General features: G+C 69.3%; 21 protein-coding genes. 7 read left to right on the forward strand and 14 right to left on the reverse strand.

Annotated features, from left to right (window positions below; translation table 11 throughout):
* Window positions 1–5: 5 nt before the first annotated feature.
* Entirely contained in the window at window positions 6–809 is an 804-nt protein-coding gene (locus GONAM_RS03110) for a metal ABC transporter ATP-binding protein (RefSeq protein ID WP_006865318.1), read from the forward strand.
* Window positions 806–1,675 carry a metal ABC transporter permease gene (locus GONAM_RS03115; RefSeq protein ID WP_006865319.1) on the forward strand — a complete coding sequence of 290 codons (870 nt, stop codon included), beginning with the start codon at window positions 806–808 and terminating at the stop codon, window positions 1,673–1,675. The genes GONAM_RS03110 and GONAM_RS03115 overlap by 4 nt, the downstream gene beginning before the upstream one ends.
* Here GONAM_RS03115 and GONAM_RS03120 read toward each other — a convergent pair.
* The gene (locus GONAM_RS03120; RefSeq protein WP_040535207.1) at window positions 1,672–2,217 is read right to left on the reverse strand and encodes a DUF2599 domain-containing protein; all 546 of its coding nucleotides are present in this window, start codon (window positions 2,215–2,217) and stop codon (window positions 1,672–1,674) included. The two genes, GONAM_RS03115 and GONAM_RS03120, sit on opposite strands and share 4 nt — an antisense overlap.
* Window positions 2,218–2,280: 63 nt before the next feature.
* Between GONAM_RS03120 and GONAM_RS03125 the strand changes: the two genes are divergently transcribed.
* Window positions 2,281–3,411, forward strand: coding sequence for a hypothetical protein (locus GONAM_RS03125; RefSeq protein WP_006865321.1), 1,131 nt, complete (start codon window positions 2,281–2,283; stop codon window positions 3,409–3,411).
* Window positions 3,412–3,416: 5 nt separating this feature from the next.
* Here the strand turns inward: GONAM_RS03125 and GONAM_RS03130 are convergent, their stop codons facing one another.
* Genes GONAM_RS03130 through GONAM_RS03145 form a run of 4 tightly spaced genes read right to left on the reverse strand, consistent with a single transcriptional unit; the run spans window position 3,417 to window position 10,128 of the window.
* Window positions 3,417–5,075, reverse strand: coding sequence for a glycosyltransferase family protein (locus tag GONAM_RS03130; protein WP_006865322.1), 1,659 nt, complete (start codon window positions 5,073–5,075; stop codon window positions 3,417–3,419).
* The gene (locus tag GONAM_RS03135; protein WP_006865323.1) at window positions 5,072–6,658 is read right to left on the reverse strand and encodes a glycosyltransferase; all 1,587 of its coding nucleotides are present in this window, start codon (window positions 6,656–6,658) and stop codon (window positions 5,072–5,074) included. Before GONAM_RS03135 ends, GONAM_RS03130 begins: the two co-directional genes overlap by 4 nt.
* Window positions 6,655–8,160 carry a hypothetical protein gene (locus GONAM_RS03140; RefSeq protein ID WP_006865324.1) on the reverse strand — a complete coding sequence of 502 codons (1,506 nt, stop codon included), beginning with the start codon at window positions 8,158–8,160 and terminating at the stop codon, window positions 6,655–6,657. The genes GONAM_RS03135 and GONAM_RS03140 overlap by 4 nt, the downstream gene beginning before the upstream one ends.
* Window positions 8,161–8,166: 6 nt before the next feature.
* Complete coding sequence (locus GONAM_RS03145) at window positions 8,167–10,128, reverse strand: hypothetical protein (protein WP_083876372.1); 1,962 nt, start codon at window positions 10,126–10,128, stop codon at window positions 8,167–8,169.
* A 186-nt stretch (window positions 10,129–10,314) separates the two neighbouring features.
* On the opposite strand from GONAM_RS03145, the gene GONAM_RS03150 reads away from it, so the two are divergent.
* Entirely contained in the window at window positions 10,315–11,118 is an 804-nt protein-coding gene (locus GONAM_RS03150; RefSeq protein WP_006865326.1) for an alpha/beta fold hydrolase, read from the forward strand.
* 16 nt (window positions 11,119–11,134) lie between these two features.
* Here the strand turns inward: GONAM_RS03150 and GONAM_RS03155 are convergent, their stop codons facing one another.
* A complete protein-coding gene (locus GONAM_RS03155) occupies window positions 11,135–12,688 on the reverse strand; it encodes a carboxylesterase/lipase family protein (RefSeq protein ID WP_006865327.1) in 1,554 nt (517 codons plus the stop codon).
* A gap of 64 nt (window positions 12,689–12,752) precedes the next feature.
* Here GONAM_RS03155 and GONAM_RS03160 point away from each other — a divergent pair, with 64 nt between their 5' ends.
* Window positions 12,753–13,535 (forward strand): LamB/YcsF family protein, encoded by a 783-nt coding sequence (locus GONAM_RS03160; RefSeq protein ID WP_006865328.1) that lies wholly within the window; start codon window positions 12,753–12,755, stop codon window positions 13,533–13,535.
* A 13-nt stretch (window positions 13,536–13,548) separates the two neighbouring features.
* Here GONAM_RS03160 and rlmB read toward each other — a convergent pair whose 3' ends face one another.
* The 6 genes from rlmB to GONAM_RS03190 form a co-directional block, all read right to left on the reverse strand.
* Complete coding sequence (gene rlmB, locus GONAM_RS03165; protein WP_006865329.1) at window positions 13,549–14,508, reverse strand: 23S rRNA (guanosine(2251)-2'-O)-methyltransferase RlmB; 960 nt, start codon at window positions 14,506–14,508, stop codon at window positions 13,549–13,551.
* Window positions 14,508–15,899 (reverse strand): cysteine--tRNA ligase, encoded by a 1,392-nt coding sequence (cysS, locus tag GONAM_RS03170; RefSeq protein ID WP_006865330.1) that lies wholly within the window; start codon window positions 15,897–15,899, stop codon window positions 14,508–14,510. The genes rlmB and cysS overlap by 1 nt, the downstream gene beginning before the upstream one ends.
* Window positions 15,900–15,981: 82 nt before the next feature.
* The gene (locus tag GONAM_RS03175) at window positions 15,982–17,313 is read right to left on the reverse strand and encodes a condensation protein (protein WP_006865331.1); all 1,332 of its coding nucleotides are present in this window, start codon (window positions 17,311–17,313) and stop codon (window positions 15,982–15,984) included.
* The gene (locus GONAM_RS03180; protein WP_006865332.1) at window positions 17,310–18,869 is read right to left on the reverse strand and encodes a condensation domain-containing protein; all 1,560 of its coding nucleotides are present in this window, start codon (window positions 18,867–18,869) and stop codon (window positions 17,310–17,312) included. Before GONAM_RS03180 ends, GONAM_RS03175 begins: the two co-directional genes overlap by 4 nt.
* The gene (locus tag GONAM_RS03185) at window positions 18,869–20,359 is read right to left on the reverse strand and encodes a condensation domain-containing protein (RefSeq protein ID WP_006865333.1); all 1,491 of its coding nucleotides are present in this window, start codon (window positions 20,357–20,359) and stop codon (window positions 18,869–18,871) included. The genes GONAM_RS03180 and GONAM_RS03185 overlap by 1 nt, the downstream gene beginning before the upstream one ends.
* A 170-nt stretch (window positions 20,360–20,529) precedes the next feature.
* A complete protein-coding gene (locus tag GONAM_RS03190) occupies window positions 20,530–21,567 on the reverse strand; it encodes an alpha/beta hydrolase (protein WP_040535210.1) in 1,038 nt (345 codons plus the stop codon).
* A 546-nt stretch (window positions 21,568–22,113) separates the two neighbouring features.
* On the opposite strand from GONAM_RS03190, the gene GONAM_RS03195 reads away from it, so the two are divergent.
* Together GONAM_RS03195 and GONAM_RS03200 are read left to right on the forward strand one after the other, a co-directional pair.
* The gene (locus GONAM_RS03195) at window positions 22,114–23,466 is read left to right on the forward strand and encodes a condensation domain-containing protein (RefSeq protein ID WP_006865335.1); all 1,353 of its coding nucleotides are present in this window, start codon (window positions 22,114–22,116) and stop codon (window positions 23,464–23,466) included.
* Window positions 23,463–24,698 (forward strand): nucleotide disphospho-sugar-binding domain-containing protein, encoded by a 1,236-nt coding sequence (locus GONAM_RS03200; RefSeq protein WP_006865336.1) that lies wholly within the window; start codon window positions 23,463–23,465, stop codon window positions 24,696–24,698. Before GONAM_RS03195 ends, GONAM_RS03200 begins: the two co-directional genes overlap by 4 nt.
* A 24-nt stretch (window positions 24,699–24,722) precedes the next feature.
* On the opposite strand, the gene ispF is transcribed toward GONAM_RS03200, so the two are convergent.
* Window positions 24,723–25,187, reverse strand: a complete 465-nt coding sequence (gene ispF, locus GONAM_RS03205; protein WP_006865337.1) for a 2-C-methyl-D-erythritol 2,4-cyclodiphosphate synthase — start codon at window positions 25,185–25,187, stop codon at window positions 24,723–24,725.
* The gene (ispD, locus tag GONAM_RS03210) at window positions 25,184–25,900 is read right to left on the reverse strand and encodes a 2-C-methyl-D-erythritol 4-phosphate cytidylyltransferase (RefSeq protein ID WP_006865338.1); all 717 of its coding nucleotides are present in this window, start codon (window positions 25,898–25,900) and stop codon (window positions 25,184–25,186) included. Before ispD ends, ispF begins: the two co-directional genes overlap by 4 nt.
* Between the last annotated feature and the right edge of the window lie 18 nt (window positions 25,901–25,918).

The following is a 25,918-nucleotide window of genomic DNA, read 5'->3' on the forward strand; positions in this document are numbered from 1 at the left end:
CCGCGGTGACGGCGGGAACCGACCCGGTGGTCACGTTCTCGGGTGCGCGACTCGGCTTCGGCGACCGCGTGCTCTGGGACGACCTCGACCTGACGATCCGACCGGGTGAGTTCGTCGCCGTCCTCGGCCCCAACGGGTCGGGAAAGACCTCGTTCCTCCGTGTTCTGCTGCGTCAGTACTCGCTCGACCGCGGCACCGTGGCGACGACCGACAAGATCGGCTACATCCCGCAGCAGCACGCCGACGAGGGCGACCCGATGGCTCTGCGCGGCCGGGACCTGGTCGGCTTCGGCGTCGACGGCAACCGGTGGGGACTCGGTCTCCGCGGCCGATCGCGCCGTCGTGAACTCGTCGACCGGGCGCTCGCCGCGGTGGACTCGCTGCCCTACGCCGACGCTCCGCTCGGTGTCCTCTCCGGAGGCGAACAGCAGCGGCTGCGCGTGGCCCAGGCGGTCGTGAGCGATCCCGACCTCCTGTTGTGCGACGAACCGCTGGCGAGCCTCGATCCGACCAACCAGCAGGTGGTCGTCGACCTCATCGACCAGCGCCGCAAGCAGGCGGGGACCGCGGTCGTGTTCGTCACGCACGAGATCAACCCGATCCTCCCCTACGTCGACCGTGTGCTCTATCTGGTCGGCGGACGGTTCCGCGTCGGCACCCCCGACGAGGTGATGACCACCGAGACGCTCAGCGAGCTGTACGGCAGCGACGTCGAGGTGCTCCGGGTCAACGGTCGCCTCATCGTGATCGGCGGCGAGGACGCCCACCACTGCGTCGACATCGCCGAGGCCGGGAGTCAGCCTCTATGAGCGTGACTTCGCTGGCAGCCGAACGACAGTTCAGCGACCTCTGGGACTTCTCGACGACCATCGACCTGCTTGGCTACGACTTCGTGCAGCACGCTCTGCTCGCCATGTTGCTGCTGGGTCTGATCGGCGGCCTCCTGGGCCCGTTGATCGTCGCGCGGCAGATGTCGTTCGCGGTCCACGGCTCCAGTGAGCTGTCGGTGACGGGCGCTGCCGCCGCCCTGCTCGCGGGATTCAGCGTCAACCTCGGTGGCGTGATCGGTGCGGTCCTTGCCGCCGCGGTCTTCGGCATCCTCGGCAACAAGGCGCGCGAACGCGATTCGGTGATCGGCGTCGTGATGGCGTTCGGCCTGGGCATCGGTGTCCTGTTCCTCGCCCTGTACGGACGGATCGGCACCGGCTTCGCGCTGCTGACCGGGCAGGTCGTCAGCGTCGGACTCGAAGGCCTCGTCGCGATCGCGATCACGACGGCGATCGTGGTGGCGGTGCTCGCCGTGATCTACCGGCCGCTGCTGTTCGCGTCGACCGATCCGCGGGTGGCGCAGGCGCAGGGCGTCCCGGTCCGCACGCTCTCGGTGGTGTTCGCGATCATCATGGGCCTCGCCTGCGCGCAGGGTGTCCAGATCATCGGCGCACTGCTGGTGATGTCCCTGCTGATCACCCCGGGTGCCGCCGCTGCACGGGTGACCGCCAACCCGATGCGGGCGCTGGTGCTGTCGGTGATCTTCGCCGAGGTCGCCGCGATCGGCGGCCTGTTGATGTCGCTCGCACCGAAACTCCCGGTCTCGGTGTTCGTCACGATCATCTCGTTCGTGATCTACGTCGTCTGCCGCATCATCGGCTCACGTCGCGTACACACGACGCGCTAATACTCTTCGGCGAACCCCGGATTGCACCGCGCGCCGATCATGTCCTCCTCGGAGACGACGGGACGCCCGGGTTCCAGGTTCCAGCTCGGCTTCTCCGGTTCGATGATCCGCGCGAACCGCCAGTGACAGTCGAACTGTGCCTGCATTCCGGGGGTGTCGGCGCTCGCGTCGAGTTCGACGACCTCCCGCCACGCCGCGTCCATCGCCGACGGCTCCTGCGTGTACCGGCCCGACGTGGTCGGGAAGATCGAGAGGCTGGGGCCCACCTCGGTGTCCGTCCACTCGACGCGCTCGACGAAGGGCGGCCGGTAGACGACCGTCGGGGTGGTCGACCGATTCGCGGGGCCCAGACCTGTCGTGATGGTCGAGGTCGGGGAAGAATCCGCACTCACCCGACTCGGTGTCGACGACGCACCGCGCGGCTCGCCTGCGTCGTCGGATTCCGAACCGCAGCCCGCGAGGAACAATGAGGTCGCGACACCGCCCACAACGGTCAAAGCACAGATTCGCGCCGTGATCGCCCCGAAGCCTTTCGTCCCCATACGGCCACCGTAGGGCACGAGTAGCCTGCATCTGTGATTCACTGGCGAACATCCGGACGGGCGGTGGCCGCACGTACGACCGTGCTCATCGTCACCGTGTTCGCCTTGCTCGCCGGCCTGAGCGGATGTGGCTCCGATTCCTCACGCCAAGACGGCGACTCGGCTCCCGCACGCGTGCGCGCGACCCCCGACGGCCTGACCCTCGACGGCAAGCCGTGGTGGCCCGTCGGCTTCAACGCATACCAGCTGGGGACCGACTGGTCGGTGAACGTCGGCTGCGGCGCCGAGGTCGATCTCGACGACTACTTCGCGGCGCTGCCCCCCGGGGCCCTCACGCGTTTCAACCTCTACTCGTCCTTCGCACTCGACAAACACACCGGACTGCTGAACTTCGAACCGCTGGACCGGGTCTTCGAAGCGGCCGGACGACATGAGCAACTGGTGCTGCCGGTCCTTGCCGGCGGCTCGGGGGACTGCGAGGACGGCCGGTTCAAGGAGCGGGACTTCTATGTGGACGGGTGGCGGTCGAAGGCCACCCCCGTCGCCCCCTCCCGGGATCATCTGACGTACGCCAAGTGGATCGAGACCGCGGTGTCCCGCTGGCGCGACGAACCGTCGGTCGTCGGCTGGGAGCTCGTCGGCGAGCCCGAACCCGGCATCTGCGGGAAGTCCTGTGACTGGCAGCGGCGCGTGTGTCCCGCCGACGCCCCGGCGGTGTTGCGCTCGTTCTTCGACCGGGCCGGCGCACATCTGCGGTCGTTCGACGACTCGCGCCCGATCTTCTCCGGACTCGTGGGCGGCGACCAGTGCGGGATCGCCGGCGACGGCTACCTCGAGGTCGGCCGCTCCGACGGGATCGACGTCCTCGACTTCCACGACTACAGCTCCACCACCGACCCGGATCCCGAACCGCAGGGCAGCGACCTGTCGGCCCGGATCGATCAGGCTCGTCGGCTCGGGAAACCGCTGGTGGTCAACGAGATCGGCGTCGAAGCCGGTTCGTGCCTGTCTCTGGAGACCCGCGCCCGGCGCGTCGACGCCGCCATGTCGCGGCGGCGAGAGGCCGGCGCCGCGGGCGCTCTGCTCTGGTCCTTCGTCCCCGATCCCCGTACCTCCGAATGCACCTACGACATCGGGCCGCACGACCCCGCGTGGGATGTGGTGCGCGCCAGGGTCTCCCGGTTCGAGGGCTGAGGCCCTCAGCCCGTGATCCGGTAGACCCGCCAATCGGGTAGATCGGCACCGTCATTGGGGGCTTCGAGAGTGAGGACCCCGATCTGGGCGCCGTTCTCGTACATCGTCGGGTAGCGCTGGTTGATGGCGTCCGACGACCCGCGGCCCTCGTCCGGGACGGTGAGGAAGTACTGCACCCCGCCGCCGACCGGGTCGTTCAGCAACTGTGCGAAGTCGCGGTCGGACGGGATGACGAACTGTCGCGGCCGCTCGGACTGGGCGACCACCGCGAAGCCGTAGACGGTGTCGCTCAGGACCGCCCCGTCCGGCAGCTCGAGCGAGTCCAGGTACTTCGCCAGCGCGCGTTCGGTCGAGAAGGAACGTACGACGCGCTGTTCGTCGAGGTACTTCTTCTCGACCGACTGCGGTCGCGGGTCGACCACCGAGCCCACCGCGAACTCCTGCGGTGCGTACTTGGGCGAGGTCATCCCCATCGCGGTCACCGGGATCGCGGCGGCCATGACCACGACGGCGATCCCGGCTGCGGCCGGGTAGGCCCACCGGGACGTGAAGGGTTGCGGCACCACGTGAACCGCATGCGCTCCTTCCCGTCGCGCCGGGACGGGCTTGCGCAGCGGGACCGACAGCAGGGCCACGATCGCCGCGAGCAGGACGACGGTCATGTAGAACCGCAGGAAGCCGAAGGTCGATCCCCGCGAATAGCCGTAGACCTGGAATGCGAGCACCGCGACGATCATCATGCCCGGCAGCATCGGCAGGAGCCGACGCCGGCGCACACGCACGACGAGTTGCCCGATGACCAGGAACAGCAGCAGCGGCGCGAGGATGGCCATCTCGGTCAGGGAGAACCGGATCGCCTCGACGAACGTGGACGATCCGCTGCCGCCCGACTGCTCGATGATGGCCGCGTTACCGTATTCGGAGGTGAACTGGGCGAAGGCGTTTCCGGTGATGAGCCAGCCGGTGGCGGCCCAGGCGAGGAAGGCCAGGGCGCTCGGGGCGACCACCAGTGTCATGTCGACGAGACTGCGCGACATCTTCTTGACCGGATCCCGCCGGTGGTAGGTGACCCAGCCGACGACGAGCCCGGCCGCCAGCGCGGCCGCTCCCCCGTCGTAGCGGGTGAGATATGCGAGGGCCAGGGCGATTCCGGTGACCACGAGTTCGTGGACGTCGTCGGTGGAGATCCAGCGGAGCAGTCGCCTCGACGCCCAGGCCAGGAAGAACAGGTACGGCGCCTCGCTCATCCCGTTGGCCGCGTACAGGACGACCATCGGGTTGGCCGCGTAACAGACCGTGAACAGCCCTGCGACATAGGGATTCAGTCCGCGGTCGCGCGCGATCCCGGACACCTGGACCACCGAGCCGGCCATGAACGCCGACGACATGATCACCGCCGAGAGCGCCTGGGTGGTCATCTCCGGCCACCACGGCGACAGCGCGACGAGCGGCAGCTGCACGATCGCGGTGAGCGGGGTGAAGACGAATCCGATGGCCGACAGATGCGGGCTCCGGCTGAAGAGCACACTCTGCGCCGACTGCACCCGGGACAGGGCGTCGCCGAAGAACCAGTGCACCTCGGTCGCCAGGTACACCCCGATGACGAGGTACGGCAGCCACGCGGCCAGGAAGATCACCGATCCGACCTGCAACCGGCGGCTCATGATGCATCTCCGGTGGTGGCCGTGTCGCTGGTCGCCCCGTCCGGATCGTCGTCGGGGCCCGGGCCGGCGCTGTCCGAGGACTCGCCGTGGCTCGTCGACAGACCGTGATAGGTCTTCTCCCAGTACGACGGATTGACCAGGATCTGCCACATGCCTTTGATGGCGGCGACGCTCATCATCAGCCAGTACAGCGGGATGAGCAACGCCGAGCCCAGCAGGTCGCTGCGGCCGTCCTCGCGGATCGCGATCAGGTTCATGTAGATCGCGGCCCCGTTGCCGAGGATCATCGATGCCAACGCCAGGTAATAGATCGGGCCGGGGAACAGTTCGGAGACGATCATCGGCTGGCCGCTGATCCACAGCGCCAGGATCAGCCAGAACACCATGTTGAGGCAGGCGATCAACGGTGTACCGGCGATGAGCAAGGTGAACCGGGCGAAGGCGACCGGGCCGAGGATGTCCCACAGCTTGACCGGATGCCGCATGTGGACGAGCCACGTCTGCATGTAGCCCTTGTACCAACGGGATCGTTGCCGCACCCAGTTGATGGCGTCGACGTTGGCTTCTTCCATGGTCACCGAATCCAGCACGACGGTGCGGTAGCCGTGGTCGGCGATGCGCACGCCGAGGTCGGCGTCCTCGGTGACGTTGAAGGGATCCCAGGCCCCGATGCGGTCGAGGACGTCACGTTTGAAGTGATTCGACGTGCCGCCCAACGGGATCGGCGCGCGGCTGACCATCATGCCGGGCAGCAGGAAGCCGAACCAGATCCCGTAGTCGGCGGTGAACCACTCGGTGAGGAGGTTCTCGCGCACGTTGTGGAAGCTCAGCTTGCCCTGGACGCAGACGACCGATTCGTCGTCGGTGTTGTTGAGCACGTAGACCGCTCGCCGTAGCTGCAGCGGTTCGGGCTTGTCCTCGGCGTCGAAGATGGTCACGATGTCGCCGGTCGCGAAGTGCATCCCGTAGTTGCACGCCTTCGGCTTGGTCCGCGGCTGCGCCGGCGGCGTGAGGACCACGGTCACGATCCCGGTCCTCTCGACGTCGCGAGCCGCGGCGATCGTCGGCTCGTCGTCCTCCTCGAGGAGCAGCAGCACCTGCAGTTTCTCTCGCGGGTACTCGATGGTTTCCATCGCGGCCACGAGTTCGCCGACCACCTCGGGCTCACCGTAGGCAGGGACGAAGACGGTGTAGGACGGCAACTCCTCGTCGGGGATCGAGCGGGCCTGCTCGTCGGTGACCCGGATGGCGCCGTTGACCAGCCCGCGACGGAAGATCACCAGCCGGTCGGCGATGGTGATGACGTAGGCGACGGTGGCGACGGAGACGAGGGTCGCGCTCGTGCCGACCGGGAAGAAGACCATCAGGAGCGCGACGACGCCGAGCATCGTGAACCCGATGATCTTCTGGGTGCGGTTGAACGGCACCGACGCCGACATGTCCTCGTCGGCGTCACGCAGCCGGTTCACCGCGTCCTGGAGTGCCTCGGCGCGGTACTCCTCGTCGACGAGCAGTTCTCGCACCGGTCGGGTGGGGCGAGTGCTCCTCGCGATTCCGGGTGCGTCGATACGGTTGCGGCTCATGGTTCCTCCCCCGCGCCCGCTTCGAGCTGCGTCCTGATCAGGTCGCCGGCGAGGTCCACGAGCAGCGCCCGATCCTTGTACTGCGGATTGCTGTCGAGGAGAACGGCGTCGCCGCGTAGCAGCACCGTCATCAGCGCGTCGATGTTCGCCAGGATCGTGACGCGCGGTTCCGGGAAGTACGCGTCGGCCTCATGATTGTCGACGGCCCACAGCATGACCTGCTCGGTTCGGTTGCCGTTGGTCCACCACCACGAGACCACCGTGTAGGTGAGGTAACGCTTGTCGTCGACGACGTTCCAGATCTTGCCGTCGACGCCCATCGGCAACGCGACCCGAACGGGTTCGCTGACCCGCTCGTCGGACAGGTCATAGCGGAACAGGTCGGGGTAGACCTCGAGCGCCAGCGGTCGTCTCGAATCGACGCTGTCGACCGCGACCCGGCGGGGCCGGCCGAACTTGTCGTAGGCCCGGCTTCCGGTGCCCTGGACCATGATCTGCCGGATGAGTGAGGCGCCGGGTCCGTACAACTTCGAGCCCCAGCGGTGGACCTCCGCGGATTCCTCCCGCCAGCCGGCGGGCACTACGAGCAGCTCCCCGACCTTCAGTTGCGGGTACAGGTTGCTCTGCCACGTGCTGCCGACCGCCGGGGTCGGCACGAGGGCCAGCGCGATCGCGGCGACGAGCACCACCAGCAGGGGACGGCCGACGGCCGCGACCTTGGGCGGCGTCAGCTCGGCGGGTGCGGGCGGTGCCCACTCCTGCCCGCCCTGCCGCCGGTGGTCGTAGAGCATCAGGCTGGTCGCTGCCAGCGCAGCCACCAGCGCCGGGACCGGGATGAGCAGGTTGCGTGGGGTGTTCACCAGGTAGAGCAACCCGAGCGTGCCCAGGCCGATGGCTCCGGCGATGAGCGCCGCGGCCGCCTTGCGCTGACGCCCCGACCCGACCGCGATCGCGGTCGCCGCCATCGCGACGAGCACGAGGATGAACCCCGCGATCGGCGATGTACCGCCCATCGCCAGCAGTAGTGCGCGCATCGGTATGGGGAACACGAGCAGGAACAGCAGCCACACCCAGCGGTAGCGCGCGACCGGGCGGAGACCGAACACCAGGACCGCCGCACCGAGCACGAACAACCACAGCGCCAGCAGATCCATGTGCGTCGTCAGATAGGAACGGGCGTATCGCGGGTTCACCAACGACTTCAACGCCAGGGCAAGTATCAGCACGACGATCCCGACGATCACGTCGGTCTGGCGATCGTAGATGGGGGGCTCGTCCACGCGCTTCCACGAGACACCCACCGCCGCGATCACACAGAGGATGATCAGCACCGGCACGTACACGATCAGCGTTTGTGCCTGCATCTCGTCGACGACCGCCAGAATCGTGTTCCAGAAGGCCAGCACGGTGCAGCCGATCAGGAACAGCCACCGCAGGGTCATGAACTCGCCGGGCCGTTTCTCCGTGGCCGCCGCAACGGTCTTCGTGATCGTGGAGACCACTGAGAGTCAGTCCCCTACATGTGCGCGACGACGACGGCGCACTACGACGGTCGCCACGATTGCGGCCACCACCGCGATCCCGACGGCCACGAGTGTCACCGTCACCCAGGACGTACCCGTCGACGACGAGTCGGCCGGTTGCGATTGTCCGTCGCCGGGCACCACGACCGGTTCCTGACCGGACACCTGCAGCAGGGCCACCCCGCTCAGGGCCGACCAGCGGTCGGGATCGGCGGACAGCCGGCGCAGGACAGCGTCGAGGTCGGCGGCATCCCGGGTCGACGTCGCGACCAGGACGGTCCGGCCGGCGTCACGCGCGACCTGCAGCGAGCCGAACCTCACGCCGGGCGTCAGGACCACGTTCGACGGCTTGCCATCCGCGTTGAGCACGGTGAGGGTCTGGCCGTCGGCGGTCACCGGCAGCGTGAGATCGGGCAGGCCACGGCCGTCGGCGGCGATGATCACCGCAGGCGCGCTCGATGCCATGGCGTCGTCGACGGACACCATGTCCACCCCGAGGCGGACCGCCGACAGCCGCTGCAGACCCGACATGATCTCCACCGCGCGTGCGACGTCGGCGACGCCGCCGTTCGTCCAGGCGAGCGAGGTACGGGGCATGAGCGCCTGGGGCAGCGAGGCGAAACCCGGCGGGGTCGGCGGGTCGGCGGGTTCCGAGCGGACCTCACCGGCCGAGCTCAGGCTCAGCGAAGTGCGGACACCGGAACCGCATTCCTCGCCGACGTCGCCGTGGTTGTAGGTGACGGTGACCTCGGTGTAGCGACCGAGCACGTCGGCCGGGACATCGACCCACTGGTTGTAGCTGCCCGACGCGTCGGCCGGCCAGGACGCGATCACGCGTTGTCCCACCGACACCGCGATCTGGCCGCCCAGCGGGGTGTAGGTACCGGACAGCTGCAGGCGCACGTCCTTCGACGGCCGGCCGAGCCGGGCCTGGTCGATGCCGAAGGAGATCGAGGGCCACCCGGAGGAGGTGACGAGCTGGTCGCCGACGCCCAGGTCCGCGAGGCTGCTCACGGCGGGCGCGAGTTGCGGTGCGGCGAAGGGCGGTCCGGCGACGGCGGCCGAGCTGACCGCGATCGACGACAGATCCGAGGCGAGGAACTCGACCTGCGCCGGGAGTTCCTCCGCGCTGCCCCCGATCCGCAGCACCGGCCATCCGGCGCCCGGTCCGAGGCTCAGGCCCCCGGGCATGGTGGTGGAGATGACCACCTGACGTTCCAGGGGGCCCACCGCCGGCTCGGGTGCCGCGCTTCCGCGCCGCATGGAGGCGACCTCGACGTCGACCGTCGCCGACCCGTAGTTCGCCACGACCGCGGTCGCGAGAGCCACGGCCGCGGCGCCTTCGGCGGGCTGCACGTCGTCGGGCACGAAGATGGTGAGCTTGCGCAGGATCGGCGGCAGGAAATCGGCGACGGTCTCGGGTGTCGCCTCGCGACCCGAGTAGGACACCGTCGAGTTCCGGATCGAGAATCCCGACCGGTCGTCGAACAGACAGGAGCCCGCGGTACGCAGGTAGGTCCGCAGGACTAGGTCGGCAGCGTTGCGTTCGACGCGAATACCGCGCAGCGGCAATGTAATCGGCGAGTTCACCGCCGCATCGATCGGGGTGCGCGAGATCAGCCGACCCTCCTGCAGCACGTCGACGGTGCCGCCGGTGACGAAGGTCGGGAACTGCGCGGTTCCGCGGATCTCGGTGGGGGTCAGGCCCTGGGGAACCGCGAGCGAGAGGCTGACCTCGCCCTGCTGCCCGGGGAACGAGATGGTCGGCGACGAGCCGAGTTCACGCATGTTCAACGGCGGCGGCGGGTCACCCGGCGCCGCCGTGGCCGGCGCAGTGAACGCTCCGATCGAGGCGGTTCCCGCCAACAGCAGACCCGCCAGCAACAGGCTCACGCTGCGCCGACTCCGGACATGCGAAAAGGCCTGGAGCGTCCAGGACGTGTGCATACTTCACCCTCCGAATGGCCCCCCGGCCAGATCCCACCGCCCCGTCGATCAACCTATCCCATACCCCCGCCGGGTCCATATCCGACCAGTAAATCGACGGTGTCGAATACCAAACGTATCCCCGCGCCGCGACGAAGTCTGCAACCATGGCGGGGCGAAGGAGCCACGCCAACCCGAGGAACGCCCATGCGCACAGTTCACGTCGGCGACGAGGTCGACGGCGGAACGTACGTGGACGTCGCCGGGACAACGCTCTGGCATTTCTCGGCCGGCGACGCTCAGGGGATTCCGACGGTGCTGTTGCACGGCATCTTCGCGTCCGCCGCGTCCTGGGGTGCCCAGGTCCCCGACTTCCTCGACGCCGGCCTGCGCCTGTACCTGCCGGAACGACCCGGCCACGGCCACAGTCCCGACGTCGACGGAGACTTCACCTGCGACTCGATCGTCGAGCGCACCATCGCCTACCTCGAGACGGTCGTCGGGCGGCCGGCGAACATCGTCGGCTGGGCCGACGGTGCGGCCATCGCCCTCGTCGTCGCCCGGAACCGGCCCGATCTCGTCAACCGGATCGTGTACGTGGGCGGCTACCTGAACCGCGGTGGGCGCCAACTCGATCAGTCCGTCGACCTCCTGCTGGATCGCAACCCGACCACCGTCGACTACCTGCGCACCCATCACGACACGACGTCTCCCGATGGGCCCGAACACTTCTCGGTGGTCTACGACAAGACCATCCGGATGCTGTCCACCGAACCCGACTATGCGGTCGCCGGGTTCAGCGAGGTCCGCACGCCGACGCTGGTGGTGATCGCCGACCGCGGCCTGGTCCGGATGGAGCACGCACTGGACATCGTCCGTACGCTGCCGAATGCCCGGTTCGCGGTGCTGCCCGGGACGCACATCCTGCCGGTGGAGGCGCCCGAGCTGTTCAACCCGCTCGCGCTGTCGTTCCTCGCCGCCGATCCACCGACCGACTGGCTACCGGGCTGACGGACCGGACGGGCGGTCAGGCCCCGGAGGGTGCGTGCACCCGGTACCAGGCTTGACGACGCAGGGTGTCGGGATCGGCGACGACACGGTCCGGGTCGTTGATGACCAGGACCTTCCGCTCGTCGGTGGTGTAGACCGGCCAGCCCAGACCGGGGTCGCCGGTACGGGCGAAAGCACCCCAGCGCCCCTGCACGTTCTCGGTGACGCGGCGAGTGCCCGGCCAGTCGGCGATGGCGAGTCCTGCCCCCATCGGCGCCCGGTAGGCGCCGAACACGGTGAACAGTTCCGTCGCATGCGTCGCGCCGAAGCCCGTCGCGTCCAGCACCTTCGTCCGGTAGTCGTAGCGGTAGACGTAGGTCGGCGCGACCTTGCTGTGCCCGTCGGCAAAGGCGGTCATCGGCGCCCAGAAGATCGAGTCGCCGGCCAGCCGGATGCGGTCGCGGTCGCCGTTGCCGTACTGGGAGGCGATCTCGCGGCGGACCTCCTCGTCCTCCACCCGCATCAGCATGCGTTCGGAGTCGGGCAGCACGTTCCAGAGTTTCGCGAAGAGCTTGCCCTCGTCCTTGTTGCTCCCGATGACCAGCGGCACCGGCACCGTCAGGCCCTCGGCCGCCGCGGCCAGCGGCGAGCGCGGCAGCACATCACCGTCGACGACCGGTGCGAACGGGATCGCCCCGCCGGACGACTTGGTCGCGAACCGCATCAACCGGTTGCCGGCCTCGAGCAGCAGCGCAGGATTGGGCGTGGTGAGGAGGCGCTGCGCCTCGGCCGGGTCGATGGGGTCCTCGGTGCGTTCCATCGAGGTGTTCCGGCGCTGCGGGTCGCGCAGGATCCGGACGAACTCGTCGGCGTAGACGGTCGCCGCGTCGTGCTCGACCACGAGTTCGGGAGCCGGGCTCTGCGCGATGGCGTGGTGGAAGAGGCCGGAGGCCTCCGGCGCGGACAGCAGGGCGAGCACCGACGACCCGCCGGCGCTCTCGCCGAAGACGGTCACGTTGTCGGGGTCGCCGCCGAACGCGGCGATGTTGTCCTGCACCCAGCGCAGCGCGGCGATCTGGTCGCGCAGACCGGCGTTGGTGTCGAACGGCCGGTCGTCCGTGGCGAATTGCGAGAGGTCGAGGAAGCCGAACGGCCCGAAGCGGTATTGGATCGTCACCACGACGACGTCCTGGGCGCGGGCCAGGAAGGCGCCGTCGTAGAGCGGCGTCGCGGCGGTGCCGAGGATGAAGGCGCCGCCGTGGATGAAGACCATCACCGGGCGCGGCCTGCTCGATTCCACCTCGGGCGAGAACACGTTGAGGGTCAGGCAGTCCTCGGCCATCGGGGCGAACTTGCCCGGCGCGACCGCGGTGAACCGCTTCTCCTGGATGGCGGCTTTGGCGGGCTTGGTGCAGTCCCGGACGCCGGGCCAGTCGTGGACCGGTTCGGGAGCGCGGAAGCGCCGGTGGGCCACCGGGGGCGCGGCGAACGGGATGCCCCGCCAGCTGATTGTGCCGCGGCGAAGCCGCTTCCCCCGGGCGCCACCGACGACGCCGTTGACCGTGGTGACCTTGGTGTCGAGCAGTGCCATGTCCCCACCGTAGACGAATCGCCCGTTTCGTCTGTCCACCCTGCAGCAGAACTAGGATGTGGCCATGACCCCCGACAGGGCCACCACCGACCCGGCGCACGCTCCTCGTATCGATCTCAACGCCGATCTCGGCGAAGGGGTCGGCGATGACGAGACGATGCTGACCATCGTCACCAGCGCCAACGTCGCCTGCGGCTTCCACGCGGGGACGCCCGCCGACCTGCTGGCCACGTGCCGGGCGGCCGTCGCCGCCGGTGTACGGATCGGCGCCCAGGTCTCCTACCCCGACCGCGCCGGGTTCGGCCGCCGGTTCATGGAGATGTCGACGCCGGACCTGATCGCCGACCTCGTGTATCAGATCGGCGCCCTCGACGCCCTCGCCCGCTCCGTCGGCGGAACGGTCTCCTACGTGAAACCCCATGGCGCGCTGTACAACACGGTCGTCCACCACGAACAGCAGGCCGACGCGGTCGTGACCGCGGTGCGCGACGTGAACCCCGACCTCGCGGTGATGGGCCTACCGGACTCGGAGGTCCTCGCCCGCGCCGAACGTGCCGGACTCGCGGTCATCACCGAGGCCTTCGCCGACCGCGCCTACACCCCGGCCGGCACCCTGGTCCCCCGCACCGAGCAGGGCGCGGTTCTGTCCGACAGCGCAGAGATCGCCCGCCGCGTCGTCGAGATGACCACCAGCGGGCGGCTCACGGCCATCGACGGCTCGGTGATCACCGTCGCTGCGGATTCGATCTGCCTGCACGGCGACACCCCGGGCGCGGTCGACCACGCCCGCGCGGTCCGCGAGGCGCTGAGCCGTGCCGGCGTCGAGGTCGCGCGCAACCGGGCCTGAGGCTTGTCGGCCGCTACCGACGTCGCTGACGTGCGAATTCGGCAAGCACGACGCCCGCCGCCACCGACGCGTTGAGGGACTCGACGTCACCGGCCATCGGGATGGAGAGGATCGAGTCACAGCTCTCGCGCACGAGTCGCGACAGTCCCTTACCCTCCGACCCCACGACGATCACGGTCGGGCCGGTGCCGTCGTAGTCGTCGAGCGTGACGTCGCCGCCGGCGTCCAGGCCCACGAGCTGGGCACCGGAGTCCGCCCAGTCCTTGAGGGTCCGGGTGAGGTTGGTGGCGCGCGCGACGGGGAGACGCGCGGCGGCGCCGGCACTGGTCCGCCAGGCCACCGCGGTCACACTCGCGCTGCGACGTGCCGGGATCACCACCCCGTGCCCGCCGAAGGCGGCCACCGAGCGGATCACCGCACCGAGGTTGCGCGGGTCGGTGATGTTGTCGAGGGCCACCAGCAGCGGCGGGGTGCCGCTGGCCTTGGCGTCGGCCATCAGATCGTCCGGATGGGTGTACCGGTATTCCGGCACCTGCAGGGCGATGCCCTGATGCATTCCGTTGGTGGACAACCGATCCAGCTCCGGCTTGCCGACCTCGAGAATGGAGATCGCCTGATCGCCGGCGATCTTGACCGCCTCGGCGACGCGCTCGTCCGGCTCGGAGTTGGTGGCGATGTAGAGCGCCGTCGCGGGCACGCCTGCACGCAGGCACTCGACCACGGGGTTGCGGCCGAGGACGTACTCGGGCCCCTCGTCCTTCGCTCGCGACGCGCCGCCGCCACTGCGTCCGGTGCCCGACTTCGCCGCAGCCTTGGCCTTCTTGTGCGCGGGGTGGTACGGCCGGTCGACCGCCTTCGGGGTGGCGCCGCGGGCCTCTAGTCCACGACGACGCTGGCCGCCGGACCCGACGACCTGCCCCTTCTTGGTGCCCGACTTGCGGATCGCACCCTTACGCTTGGAATTTCCTGCCATCACGCCTCACCCTTCAATGCCCACTGTGCACCATCAGGGGTGTCGGTCACCTCGATGCCGGCCTCGGCCAGGCGGTCTCGGACCGCGTCCGCGGTCGCCCAGTCCTTGGCGGAACGCGCGTCCGCGCGTCGTTGCAATTCGGCGCGCACCAGCACGTCCAGCGCGGAGGTCGCGGCCGAGTCGTCGGCCGTACCTGCCCACTGGTCGTCGAGCGGGTCGACGCCGAGGATTCCCATCATGCCCCGCACCGACGACGCGGCGGCGAGAGCGGCCGCCCCGTCACCCGACTCGAGTGCGGTGTTGCCCTGCCGGACGACGTTGTGCACCACCGCGAGAGCCGCGGGGACACCGAGATCGTCGTCGAGTGCGGCACCGAACTCGGGATCGATGTCGCCGATCACCACTTCACCGACGCGGGCGGCGACACGTTCGACGAACGACTCCACCCGCCGGTAGCCGGCGGCAGCCTCGGTGAGCGCACCGGGCGAGTACTCCAGCATCGACCGGTAGTGCGCGCTGCCGAGGTAGTACCGCAGTTCGACGGCACGGACGCGCTGCAGCATCGCGGGGATCGACACCACGTTGCCGAGCGACTTGCTCATCTTCTCGCCACCCATGGTGACCCAGCCGTTGTGCAGCCAGTAGCGCGCGAACGGGTCCCCCGCGCCGTGCGCCTGGGCGATCTCGTTCTCATGGTGCGGGAACACCAGATCCATCCCGCCGCAGTGGATGTCGAACTCCGAACCCAGAAGGCTGGTGGCCATCGCCGAGCACTCGAGGTGCCAGCCCGGGCGACCGGGACCCCACGGTGTCGGCCACGACGGCTCGTCGGGCTTGGCCGCCTTCCACAGCGTGAAGTCGCGGTGGTCGCGCTTGCCGGTGCCCGCGCTCTCGCCCTGGTGCACGTCGTCGAGTTTGTGTCCCGACAGCGCGCCGTAGTCGGGCAGGCTGCGGACGTCGAAGTACACGTTGCCGTCGGCGACGTAGGCGTGGCCGCGCTCGATCAGCCGCTCCATGTACTCGACCATCTGGGTCACGAAACCGGTCGCGCGCGGTTCCGCGGACGGCGGCAGGACGCCGAGGGCGCGGTAGGCGTCGTCGAAGGCGCGCTCGTGGGTGGCTGCCCACTCCCACCAGGGGCGCCCGGCGTCGGCGGCCTTGCGGAGGATCTTGTCGTCGATGTCGGTGACGTTGCGGACGAACAGCACGTCGAGGCCCTGATGGCTCAACCAGCGGCGGAGGATGTCGAAGGCGATGCCGCTGCGGACGTGGCCGATATGGGGAACACCCTGCACAGTTGCGCCACAGAGGTACACCGATGCCTGGCCTGGGCGCAGCGGCACGAAGTCGCGCACCTCTCGGGAGCTGGTGTCATAAAGGCGCAGGGTCACGACCGGCCATCCTACCGGACCACGATCGGGCCACCGACCACGCGAGCGCGCGGACGAGCCACGTTCGGAAGTCGAAATGTCATCAGCCCGCGTCGGCGGCGAGGACCGGGTCGATGACCGAGTCGACAAGCGCCTGCATCGTGTCGAGCGTGTCCCCGAGAACCGCGACGGCCCGTTCGGTGTGCGGATGGCGCACGCGGACATGGATGCCGTCACGATCACGCCAGAACCACCACTGCGCGGTGTCGGTCGGCTTCTGGCTCGAGATCTGGCGCACGTCGACGTCCCCGCGCGCCATGGGCAGCCGCGTGTAGTCGACGTAGGACATCATGAAGACGTCGCTGCGACCGGGGCGCAGTCGATCCCCGAAGGCCGCGTACACCGGCGTCAACCCGATCTCGGCCAACGGGAGCGCGGCCGAGAGTCGCCGGGTGTTCCGGTGCATGGCGGCGTACAGGTCGCCGGTCGCGCTGATCCGCAGCGGGGCGTTGCCCACCGACCAGCTCACGCAACCCGGTCCCGCCCCGGCACCGGTGGGCACCACGGTCGCGATCTCGTCGGGTCCGCCGGCCGCATTGACGGCCATCGCCGCACAGGTGAGGACGGCCGGATAGGTGCGGGCACCGCGACGGTGGACCGTCGAGCTGAAGGTCGCGGCGTCGTCGCCGGAGAGCAGCGTCCGGACCATCGTGTGCACGGGCAGGCTGTCGCCCACGGCGACGCCGAGGTCGAGCGGGAACTCGGGCACCGTCCAGCCGGTCGCGGCGAGGAACTGTCCCCAGGCGCCCAGGCGGGGATCGTCGGCGGTCACCGACGCCTCCCCCTCGGCGACGACGCTCAGGGCTGCGAGCCCCGACTCCGCCGGCTCGAGTTCCCGTCCGGCGAGCAGTTCACAGATCTCGGTCGACACGACCGCCAACGAGCGGGCGTCGACGTAGCAGTGGTCGAAGGCGCAGATGAGTGTCGTCCCGCCGGGGCGCGTGACCGCCGCCAGGAAATGCGGCATCGGTTCGAAGGGATTACAGGTCGCGCTGATGGACTCGATGAGCTTCACGGCGAACTCCTGCGAGGAGAGCCCCTCAGCGGTCTCGCGGTGCTCCTCCTTGACGTCGACGCCGGGGTGCACCAATCGGGTGACCCCGTCCTCGGCCTGTACGTAGTGACTGCGCAGCGCGTCATGGCGGGCGATGACCGTGGCGACCACCTCGCCGAGCACGTCGGCGTCGATCTGTTCGGGGAAGTCGAGGGTCAGCGCCATCCAGCCCGGCTGTCCCGAGGCGAGCGACGCCAGGTGGAATCGCTCGTTCTCCGACACCGGCGCGCTCGACCGCGCGGCGGCACCACCCGGCACGGCGCGCCAGCACACCAGTTCACCCGGCTCGACCTCCCACGATTCGGAACTCGAGAGCTTCATCGCACACTCCTTGTCGATCGGCGGGGGTCGGCGGACGGGGTGTCGGGGGTCGGGGTGTCGGGGGTCGGGGCGTCGGGGGTCGGTTCGGGCGCGGGGGCGCTTGCGGCGTAGTCGGTCACGATCGACTCGATCCGCTCGATCAGGCCGAGTATCGAGTTGCGCGCCACCGCGTTGTCGGGCACATGCGAGCGCACGACGAGTCCGGCCTCGGAGCGCGTGAACCACAGATTGGCGTTGCGGGTCGGGCCGACTCCGCTGGAGGTCTGCATCGTCGACAGATTCGGGTCGTCGCCGAGCCCGAGGCGGCGAACATCGGTGTAGGAAACCATGTAGGGACTGCCGTCGAGTCCCTTGAAGACCCCTTCGCCGGCCAGGAGCCCGAGGACGCCGTGCGCCGGCACCGACGCGGCCCGGCGCGCGGCGCGCACACTCTCGGTCGCGATGCGGACGAGTTCGTCGAACGAGGTGCCCGACCCCTGCGGAGAGTCCACGATGACCGGCGCAAAGTTGCACAGCCAGCCCTGTGTCCGCTCATGTCCGGCGCCTCGGTTCGCGAGCACAGTGGATACGAAGAACCTCGTCTCACCGCTGGATTCACGGTGATGCGTGGCCAGAGCGGCGTAGAGGAGACCGGCGAAACCGCCGGCGGTCTCGGCCAGCCGGGTGTCGCAGTGCGCCAACTGCTCGGGGGTCAGCAGCCAGTGCTCGATCGCGACCGCCGGCTGCGGCGCGCCGTCGGTCAGTCCCAGTTCGAGCGGACAACGCGGGGGTCGGCCGTCGTTCGTGGACAACGCATCCCGCCAGAGGGCCACCCGCTCGTCGTCCGAGGTGAGGGCCGTCGCTGCGGCCCGCTCGGCGGTGATCGAGTCGCCGAAGGCGCCGGCGGGGCCGAGTCCGGCGGGTACGCCGGCACTCCGCTCTCGGTACAGCGCCACGATCTCGGACAGTGCAAGTGCCGACGAGTAGCCGTCACCGTGGGCGTGGTCGGTGGCGAAGAAGAACGTGAAGGCGTCGACAGAGGGGTTCGGATCGACCGCGGCGGCGCACCAGGTACCCGGGATCAGCTCTGCGCGAGCCGTTTCCGACGCACGGCGACCCACCCATGGGCCCAGATCGGCATCGTCGACGACCAGCGCCTCCCCGGCGCGCTCGGCGACACGGAACTCGAATGCCTCCGGTGGCGCCACCCATCGTTCGGGACCCGAGTCACCACTGCGATAGTGGGCGCGCTGCTCCTCGTGTCGCCGGACGAATGCGGTGAGCGCGCCGCTCATCGCCGTCTCGTCGAGGGGACCGTCGAAGCGTGCGGCGGCGAGCAGAAAGCCATGGTGTGGCTGACCGTCGGATCGCTTGTCCGCCATGGTCGCCAGATGGTCGGACTGCAGAAACGACACCCCGTCACCCCATCGTCGTGCAGCCCGGGCGACGCCTGCCGGGTCGCCGAGTTCCCATTCGACGATCCGCCCACCACGCAGGTGGGGTCGAAGGCGAACGGTCAGCGACCCGGGGATACCGAACCCGGGTGACACGCGAGAGGACTGCAGGGTGACCGACATCAGCGGTCCGCTACGACCGGCGACCCTCCGGCAACCAATTCCGCAGTGCGGTAGGTGTACTCGCAATCGCCGTCGGTGACGATCTGCTCGAGGATCGCATGGAAGACGGACAGGAAGGTCTCGACCGCGGGCGCGTCCTCGGCCGGGAAACGCGCGGAGACGTTGACCCCGGTGGGGATGCGGTTGATCCAGAAGTAGACCTCGTCGGCGTCGCGCGTCGCACTGCGCAGCACGCGTGCCGCGCGCGGCTCCCATTCCGCCGCCCCCTCGGCGTGGCGGAGGTCGATGTAGGACACCACGAACCCCGGCGGCGTGACGTCCCCGCCGATGAGCTCGGCGACCGGCGCGAACGGGGCGCCGCCCACGTCCTTGTACTGGGCCGAGGTGGCCCCGACGGCGGTCAGCGCGTCGGTGAACTTCAGCGGCCGGCCCGGGCGCACGGCCACCGGGATGATGCCGACGAACCAGCCCACGGCCTCACCCCACTCGATCGAGTTGCGGGTGTGGACCGGACTGATGAAACGCAGATCCGCGGAGCCGGTCAGGGCGGCCGACGTCATCGACAGCGCGGTGTAGATGCCGGCGGTCATCGACGACCCGGCCGCCTTGCAGATCGCGTCGAACCGCTTGGTCTCGGCGGGATCGAGCAGCCAGTGCGACAGCGTCGTCTGGAAGCCCTCGTCCGGGACCCGCTGCGCAGTGATCGTGCGCGGCGCGTCGTCGGGAACGGCGAACTGCGGGAAGCGCGGGATCGGCTCCGGCTGAACAGCGGTGGTGGTGTCGTCGAAGAAGGCGCGCCACTGGCTGACGGCGGCGTTGTTGGCGTCGATCTGCTCACCGAGGCGGCGCTCGGCGTCGCTGAAGTCCAGGTAGCTGCCGAAGGCGGCGAGGCCGTGCGGATCGCCGGTGAGTTCGGCGAGGTACAGCGCGGTCAGCTCGCGGATCGCGAACACCTGGGTGTAGGCGTCCATCACCGTGTGGTCGGCGGCGAACACGACGAGGAAGCCCGCGTCGTCGCCGGGCGTCTCGACCGTCACCGCGATGCAGTGCGGCCACGCCAGCGGGGTGACGGTGGTGTTGAAGTACTCGGTGACGAGTTCGGAGACCTCGGCGGGTTCCAGATCCGCTCCGAAGGCCCGCTCGCGCACCGATATCGCGTCGGCGGCGACGGTGATGCGGGTCAGGTCGCCCTGCGGGTGTCCGGCGTCGTGGACACGGACCGAGGTCCGGAACGCCTCGTGCCGGCGGTACCACGCGACGAGCGTGCGCGAGAATGCTTCCCGGTCGAGCGGACGCTGAATGCGGAACGCCGTCCCGATCCACTGGCTGTACCAGTCGTCGCTCTCGCGAACCGCGCGTCGGGCGTGCTCGAGATGCATGTACGACAGCTGCCGCGAGTCCGTCTGCCATTCCGATGCCTCGACCGCCGGCTCCCACGCGGTCACCGTGCCGCCGGGCATCGCATAATCATTCAGTTCGGTGTATTCCATCGAAACCTCCAGTGCTGAGACACGTGTCGGCCCCCGATTGATGGTCTTTGTCCGGCCCCTCCCCTGAGGCCTCGGCGCTGCGTTGCGCTAGCGGTGTTGTCGATCGAAATCGACCCGGGCACGCGTCCTCGACGCTGAGAACTGCTGTGCCCCTGGTTGTCTCGCCATGCTCACAACCCCAATCCGCGTCGGAGCGTGGGCCATGACTCCCGCTGCTGGTCGATCCAGTACGGCCACGAATGTGTGCCCGGGTCGACGTAGCGGATGGTGGCCGGGACACCGGCAGCGGCGAGTCTGGTCTGCAGCTGCTGGGTGCACCACATCGAGCCGACCTCGATCGCGCCACCGACGATCTGACGGTCCGTGGGGTTCTCGTTGCCCGGGTAGCCGGGAGCATCGTATTTTCCGGAGCGACCCGTCCCGGTGGAGACGTAGACGGCGGAGCCGCGGAGATTCCCCGCGTGGGCGAGCACATCGTGCGCAGCCCAATCCGGGTCGTTCGGCGCGCCCCACATATTGTTGGCGTCACCGCCGAACGCGGCGACGATACCGCGAGGATAGGCCTGGCCGGCCGGTCCCGTCGTGGTGAAGCATCCGCTGTACGCGGCCACCGCATCGTAGAAGCCCGGATTACGGGCGGCCAGAACGAGCGCCGCACCAGCACCCATCGAGAGTCCCGCGACACCCCGCGCACCGTTCCCGGAGAACTGCGTGTCGATCAGCGGCGGCAGTTCACGGGTCAGGAACGTCTCCCACTTGTAGCGGCCGAGCCTCGGATCGTCGCGCTGCCAGTCCGTGTAGAAGCTGCCGTCACCCGCGATGGGCATGACCACATTGACGTTCTTGTCGGCATAGAAACCGCCGAGATCCGTCTTCAGCTTCCAGACGCTGTTGTTCGGATCCTGTTCGTTGAGGCCACCCAACAGGTACAGGGACGGCCGCGGGCCGGTGTCGGTGCGCGGGGTCAGGACCTGGACCTTGATGGTCTTGCCCATGGACGCGGAGTGCACGTACACGGCATGCAGATTCGGCCCCTCGGGCACCACTCGCTCGATGACCGACCCGCCCGGCACCGCGCTCGCGCTACCAGCCGACTCGGTCCCGGCAAGGCCGGAGATTGCGATCGCCGCACACGCCACGGTCGCGAGCACACCTCTTGCACGCGTTCCGACACGGCGATACGTGTTCCGGCGGGCAGCACCCGTCATATCGTCGCGTCCTCCGAATTCGAGATTGGCAGTCAAGTGACCAGATCCGCCGGTCTCCCGGATAGCCGGGGCCGGTCCACATTGGTCACGACAGTAACCCGAATTCATCCGATTGGATAGTTCGGCGTACGAATTGCGCGTCAGCAAGGCAACCCTTAAAGATCCATGATATCGGCGGTTTCGGGGCGTCCCCGGCCGCCGTCCGCCTCCATCGCCCGAGTCATCGGCCACCACCGGCCGCTCGGGTATGGTTTGCACGTCTCGACGCGACCGAACCCGGTTCGCGGCGACCGCGATCGATCACGATCACCGAATCCGCAGCTTGCACACGCTCGTCGGTCCGAGCCGCCGCCGGCACCCAGCCCGCACCGGTCCGGCGGTCCAGTCAGATCGGACCGGCGACCCGTACCCACAGATGACCTTCCGGGAGGACCTCACAATGGAATTCCTATGTGACACAGGGCACATCACAACGGGCTCCGGCCGCGGTCCCACCTCACCGAGGTGTGTGCAAAGAATCACTCTCGACGAACGGCAGGTGCGGTCATGAACTTCGGGTCCCTGGTCGGACACTCGCCCGGCGTGTCCGAGTCGGCCGTCGACCGGCTCACCGCCGACGACGATCTCTTCGTCCGCATGGATGTGATCCTCGGCCTCCCCGTCGTGAACCAGACGCTGTGGCGCTTCCCCGGCACGGTCGACGTCGACGCCTTCACCTCGCTGGCGGACAAACTGCGGCGCGGTCGCCTGAGTCGGCTCGTCGCCACCCACCGGGGTCCGGGGCGCGCCCATTGGCGGTACACCCCCGACGCGGGTCACTTCTCCGTACAGACCGAGCCGGTCCCGGTCGGCGAGGAAGAGCGGTGGGGACGGGCCCAAGCCGACGCCGACCTCGACATCGAGAACGGCCCGGCGTGGCGGCTCGTCGTCGCACGGACCGCTGACGACGCCGCGGTGCTCGTGTCCCTGGTCATCTCCCATGTCATCGCCGACGGCGGGACGGGCGCGGTCGCGGTCCTCGAAGCCGTCCACGGGCTGGACTACACGCCCGGCACCGCCCCGGGCCTGGTGTCGAATGTCGTCGACGCCGCCGACCTCCTCTGGACCGCGGGGAAGACCGCGATCCGGATGGCGCGGGCCAGTAGGTCCGGACCGCCCGCCTCGCCCGCGCGGGTGACCGGCCGGCCCGCACCGGACACCGACGTCGCCGCCGCCGAGATCGCACCGAACGTGACCGTCCTGATCCCGGTCGCCGACTTCAGGTCCGCGGCCGAATCTCGGGGCGGCACCGACAACAGCCTGTTCGCGGCACTCATGGTGGGTGTACTGGAGCGGTGCGGCCGGGTCTCGCCCGGCGACATCGTCCCGGTGTCGCTGCCCGTCTCGTCGCGCACGCCCGACGACCGCCGCGCCAACGCGACGTCGGGCGCCACCGCTTTCGTCGCGGTCTCCGCCGACCGCTACGAGGATCTGTCCGCCGTCCGGTCGGCATGCAAGGACGCCTACAACCGGTTGGCCGCCAACTCGGGCAAGGTGGCCCAGCGGGCAGTCGTGTTGCAGGCGCTGAACGCATCCCTGACCCGACGCCTGGCCGCCAACGTCACCACGCCGCTGTGCCTCGCCTCCAATGTCGGACCGGTGCCCGACGAGTTCGCGACCCTGGGCACCGGCGAACCCGCCGCACTTTCCATCCGAGCCGTCACCGCGACCGACGACCCCCGCAATCTGCGTGACCGCAAGGGCGGGATCAGCGGCTGGCTCGCACTCGGCGCCGACGACGTCATGTTCAGCGTGAGTTCGCTGGACCCGGTGCGCATCCCCGACGCGGCCACCTTGCGAGACCTGGTCACCGCCGAACTCGAAGCGTGGGGCCTGCACGGGAACGGCTGGGGCACATGAGGATCGCGTTCACCGTCCACGGCAGCCGGGGAGACGTCCAGCCCGCGGTGGCGATCGGCACCGAACTCGCGCGGCGCGGCCACGAGGTCCGGCTCGCCGTGCCCGAGGATCTCGTCGAACTGACCGCGGCATCCGGGTTGCCCACGCAGATGCTGGCTCCGTCGACGGCGGAGCTGCTGGCCAGTCCACTGGTCAAGGAACGCCTGAAGTCCAAGAACCCGCGCGTACGACTCAAGGCGTTGGGGGAGGTCGCCGGCCACGGTCGCGCGACCTCCGAGCGGGTCATGGCCGAACTCGCCGACGTCTCCGATCTGCTCGTGACCGGCCCACTGGCGCAGGACCGGGCCGACGCCATCGCACAGAGTCGTGGCATCGGATTCGTTCCGCTGCACTACTGTCCGCTGCGTCCGAACGCCAGCCTCGATGTCCGCTACCGCGAATACCCACGTCCGGTGTCGCGCGCGATGTGGCACCTCGCCGACCAGACCTACTGGCTCACGCTGCGCGGTGCCGACCGGCGGCTGCGCACCGAACTCGGTCTCCCACCGGTGAAAGGCCCTCTGGGACGCCGACTTCGGAAGCGTGGCGTCCCCGAGATCCAGGCCTACGACGCCGCCCTGTTCCCCGGACTCGAGAACGACTGGGGTCCGCAGCGACCACTCGTGGGATTCCTGTTGCCGGACAAGGACACTCGTGCCGCACTGTCGAACGGCGACAACGCGACCTCCCGTGCGGTCGAATGGGCGACCAGCGACGAGGCGCCCGTCTACGTCGGCTTCGGCAGCATGAAGATCACCGCCGAGCAGATCGGAGGCATCGTGAGCTCACTTCTCGACCGCGGCCTGCGGGTCATCGGACACACCGATCACGAACTCCCCCAGCATGATCGGCTCCTACACCTCACCCAGCCGGTCGACCACGAGGCCCTGCTCCCACAATGCCGCGGCGCCGTTCACCACGGCGGCGCCGGGACCACGGCAGCGGCGACCCGCGCGGGCATCCCGTCGGTGATCGCCTGGCTCAGTGCGGATCAACCGATTTGGGCCGCGGCGCTTCGACGCAAGGGCGCCGGTTCCGGCAACAAGCTGGCTCGCTTCGGACCATCCGATCTCGATCCGCTCACCGATCCGGCGGTGGCGGCCGCGGCCGCACGCCTGGGTACGGAACTCACCCCGCCGGCCCAGGCCGTCGACCGTGCCTGCGACATCCTGCTGGCCGCTGCCTCGCGCTGAGGCGGGGCGTCGTCGAACGGCGCCTCAGGCCTCGTCGAGCAGGGCGGTGGCGACCGCCGCGATCCCCTCGCCGCGTCCGGTCATACCCAGACCGTCGGTGGTGGTCGCCGACACGGAGACGGGTCCGCCGACCGCCGCCGACAGCACTTCCTGTGCCTCGGCGCGGCGGGGTCCGATCTTGGGTCGGTTGCCGATGACCTGCACGGCGGCGTTCGCGACGCGGAGTCCCTCGGCGGCGATCAACTCCGCCACATGGGTGAGCATCGCGACGCCCGAGACGCCTTCCCACTCGGGTCGCCCGGTGCCGAACACCGAACCGACATCGCCGAGCCCGGCGGCGGAGAGCACCGCGTCGCACAGGGCGTGTGCGCCGACGTCACCGTCGGAGTGACCCTCGCAACCGGGCTCGTCGGGAAAGTGCAGGCCGACCATCCAGCAGTCGGCGGACGGGTCGACGCGATGCGCGTCGGTGCCGATCCCGACCCTCATGACCGGGCCTCGGCGTCGGCCGCGGTCTCACCGACGACGTCGCGGATGATGCGGAGGTCCCACGGTGTGGTGATCTTCATGGCGAGAGGGTCTCCCGGGACGATGTGGACGGGGATTCCGCAGCGTTCGGCGAGGCCGGCGTCGTCGGTTGCGAGACCGGAATCGTCGGTATGCGCGCGCAGCAGGGCGTCGCGGGTGAAGCCCTGCGGGGTCTGTACCGCGCGGAGTTCTTCTCGGTCGACGGTTCGGGCGACGAGTTCGAGTCCGCTCGCATCCGAGGTGACCTGTTTGAGGGTGTCGACGACCGGCACACCGGGGACCACGGCAGGGTGGCCGGCGGCGACCGCCTCGACCACGCTCGTGAACACGTGAGCGGGCGTCAGGGGTCGTGCCGCGTCGTGCACGAGCAGGATCCGGGCGGTGCCGGCCGCGGCGATTCCGGCACGCACCGAATCCGATCGGTGAGCACCGCCGGACACGACGACGACCCCGGGGAGCAGCTCTCGAGCGCGCTCCACGAGGTCGGCCGGCACCACGACGACGATCGATGCCCCGAGCGAATCGGGGATGTTGTCGACGCAGCGCTCGATGATCGTTGCGCCACCGAGGTCGACGAACGCCTTCGGAACCGGCTCGCCGAGTCGGGTTCCCGACCCGGCGGCCGGGATGATGACGCAGACTTCTGCGCCGGAATCCTCCGGCGAAGTGGTCAATGTTCTACCTGATCAGGT

Source organism: Gordonia namibiensis NBRC 108229, assembly GCF_000298235.1.
Lineage (GTDB): Bacteria > Actinomycetota > Actinomycetes > Mycobacteriales > Mycobacteriaceae > Gordonia > Gordonia namibiensis.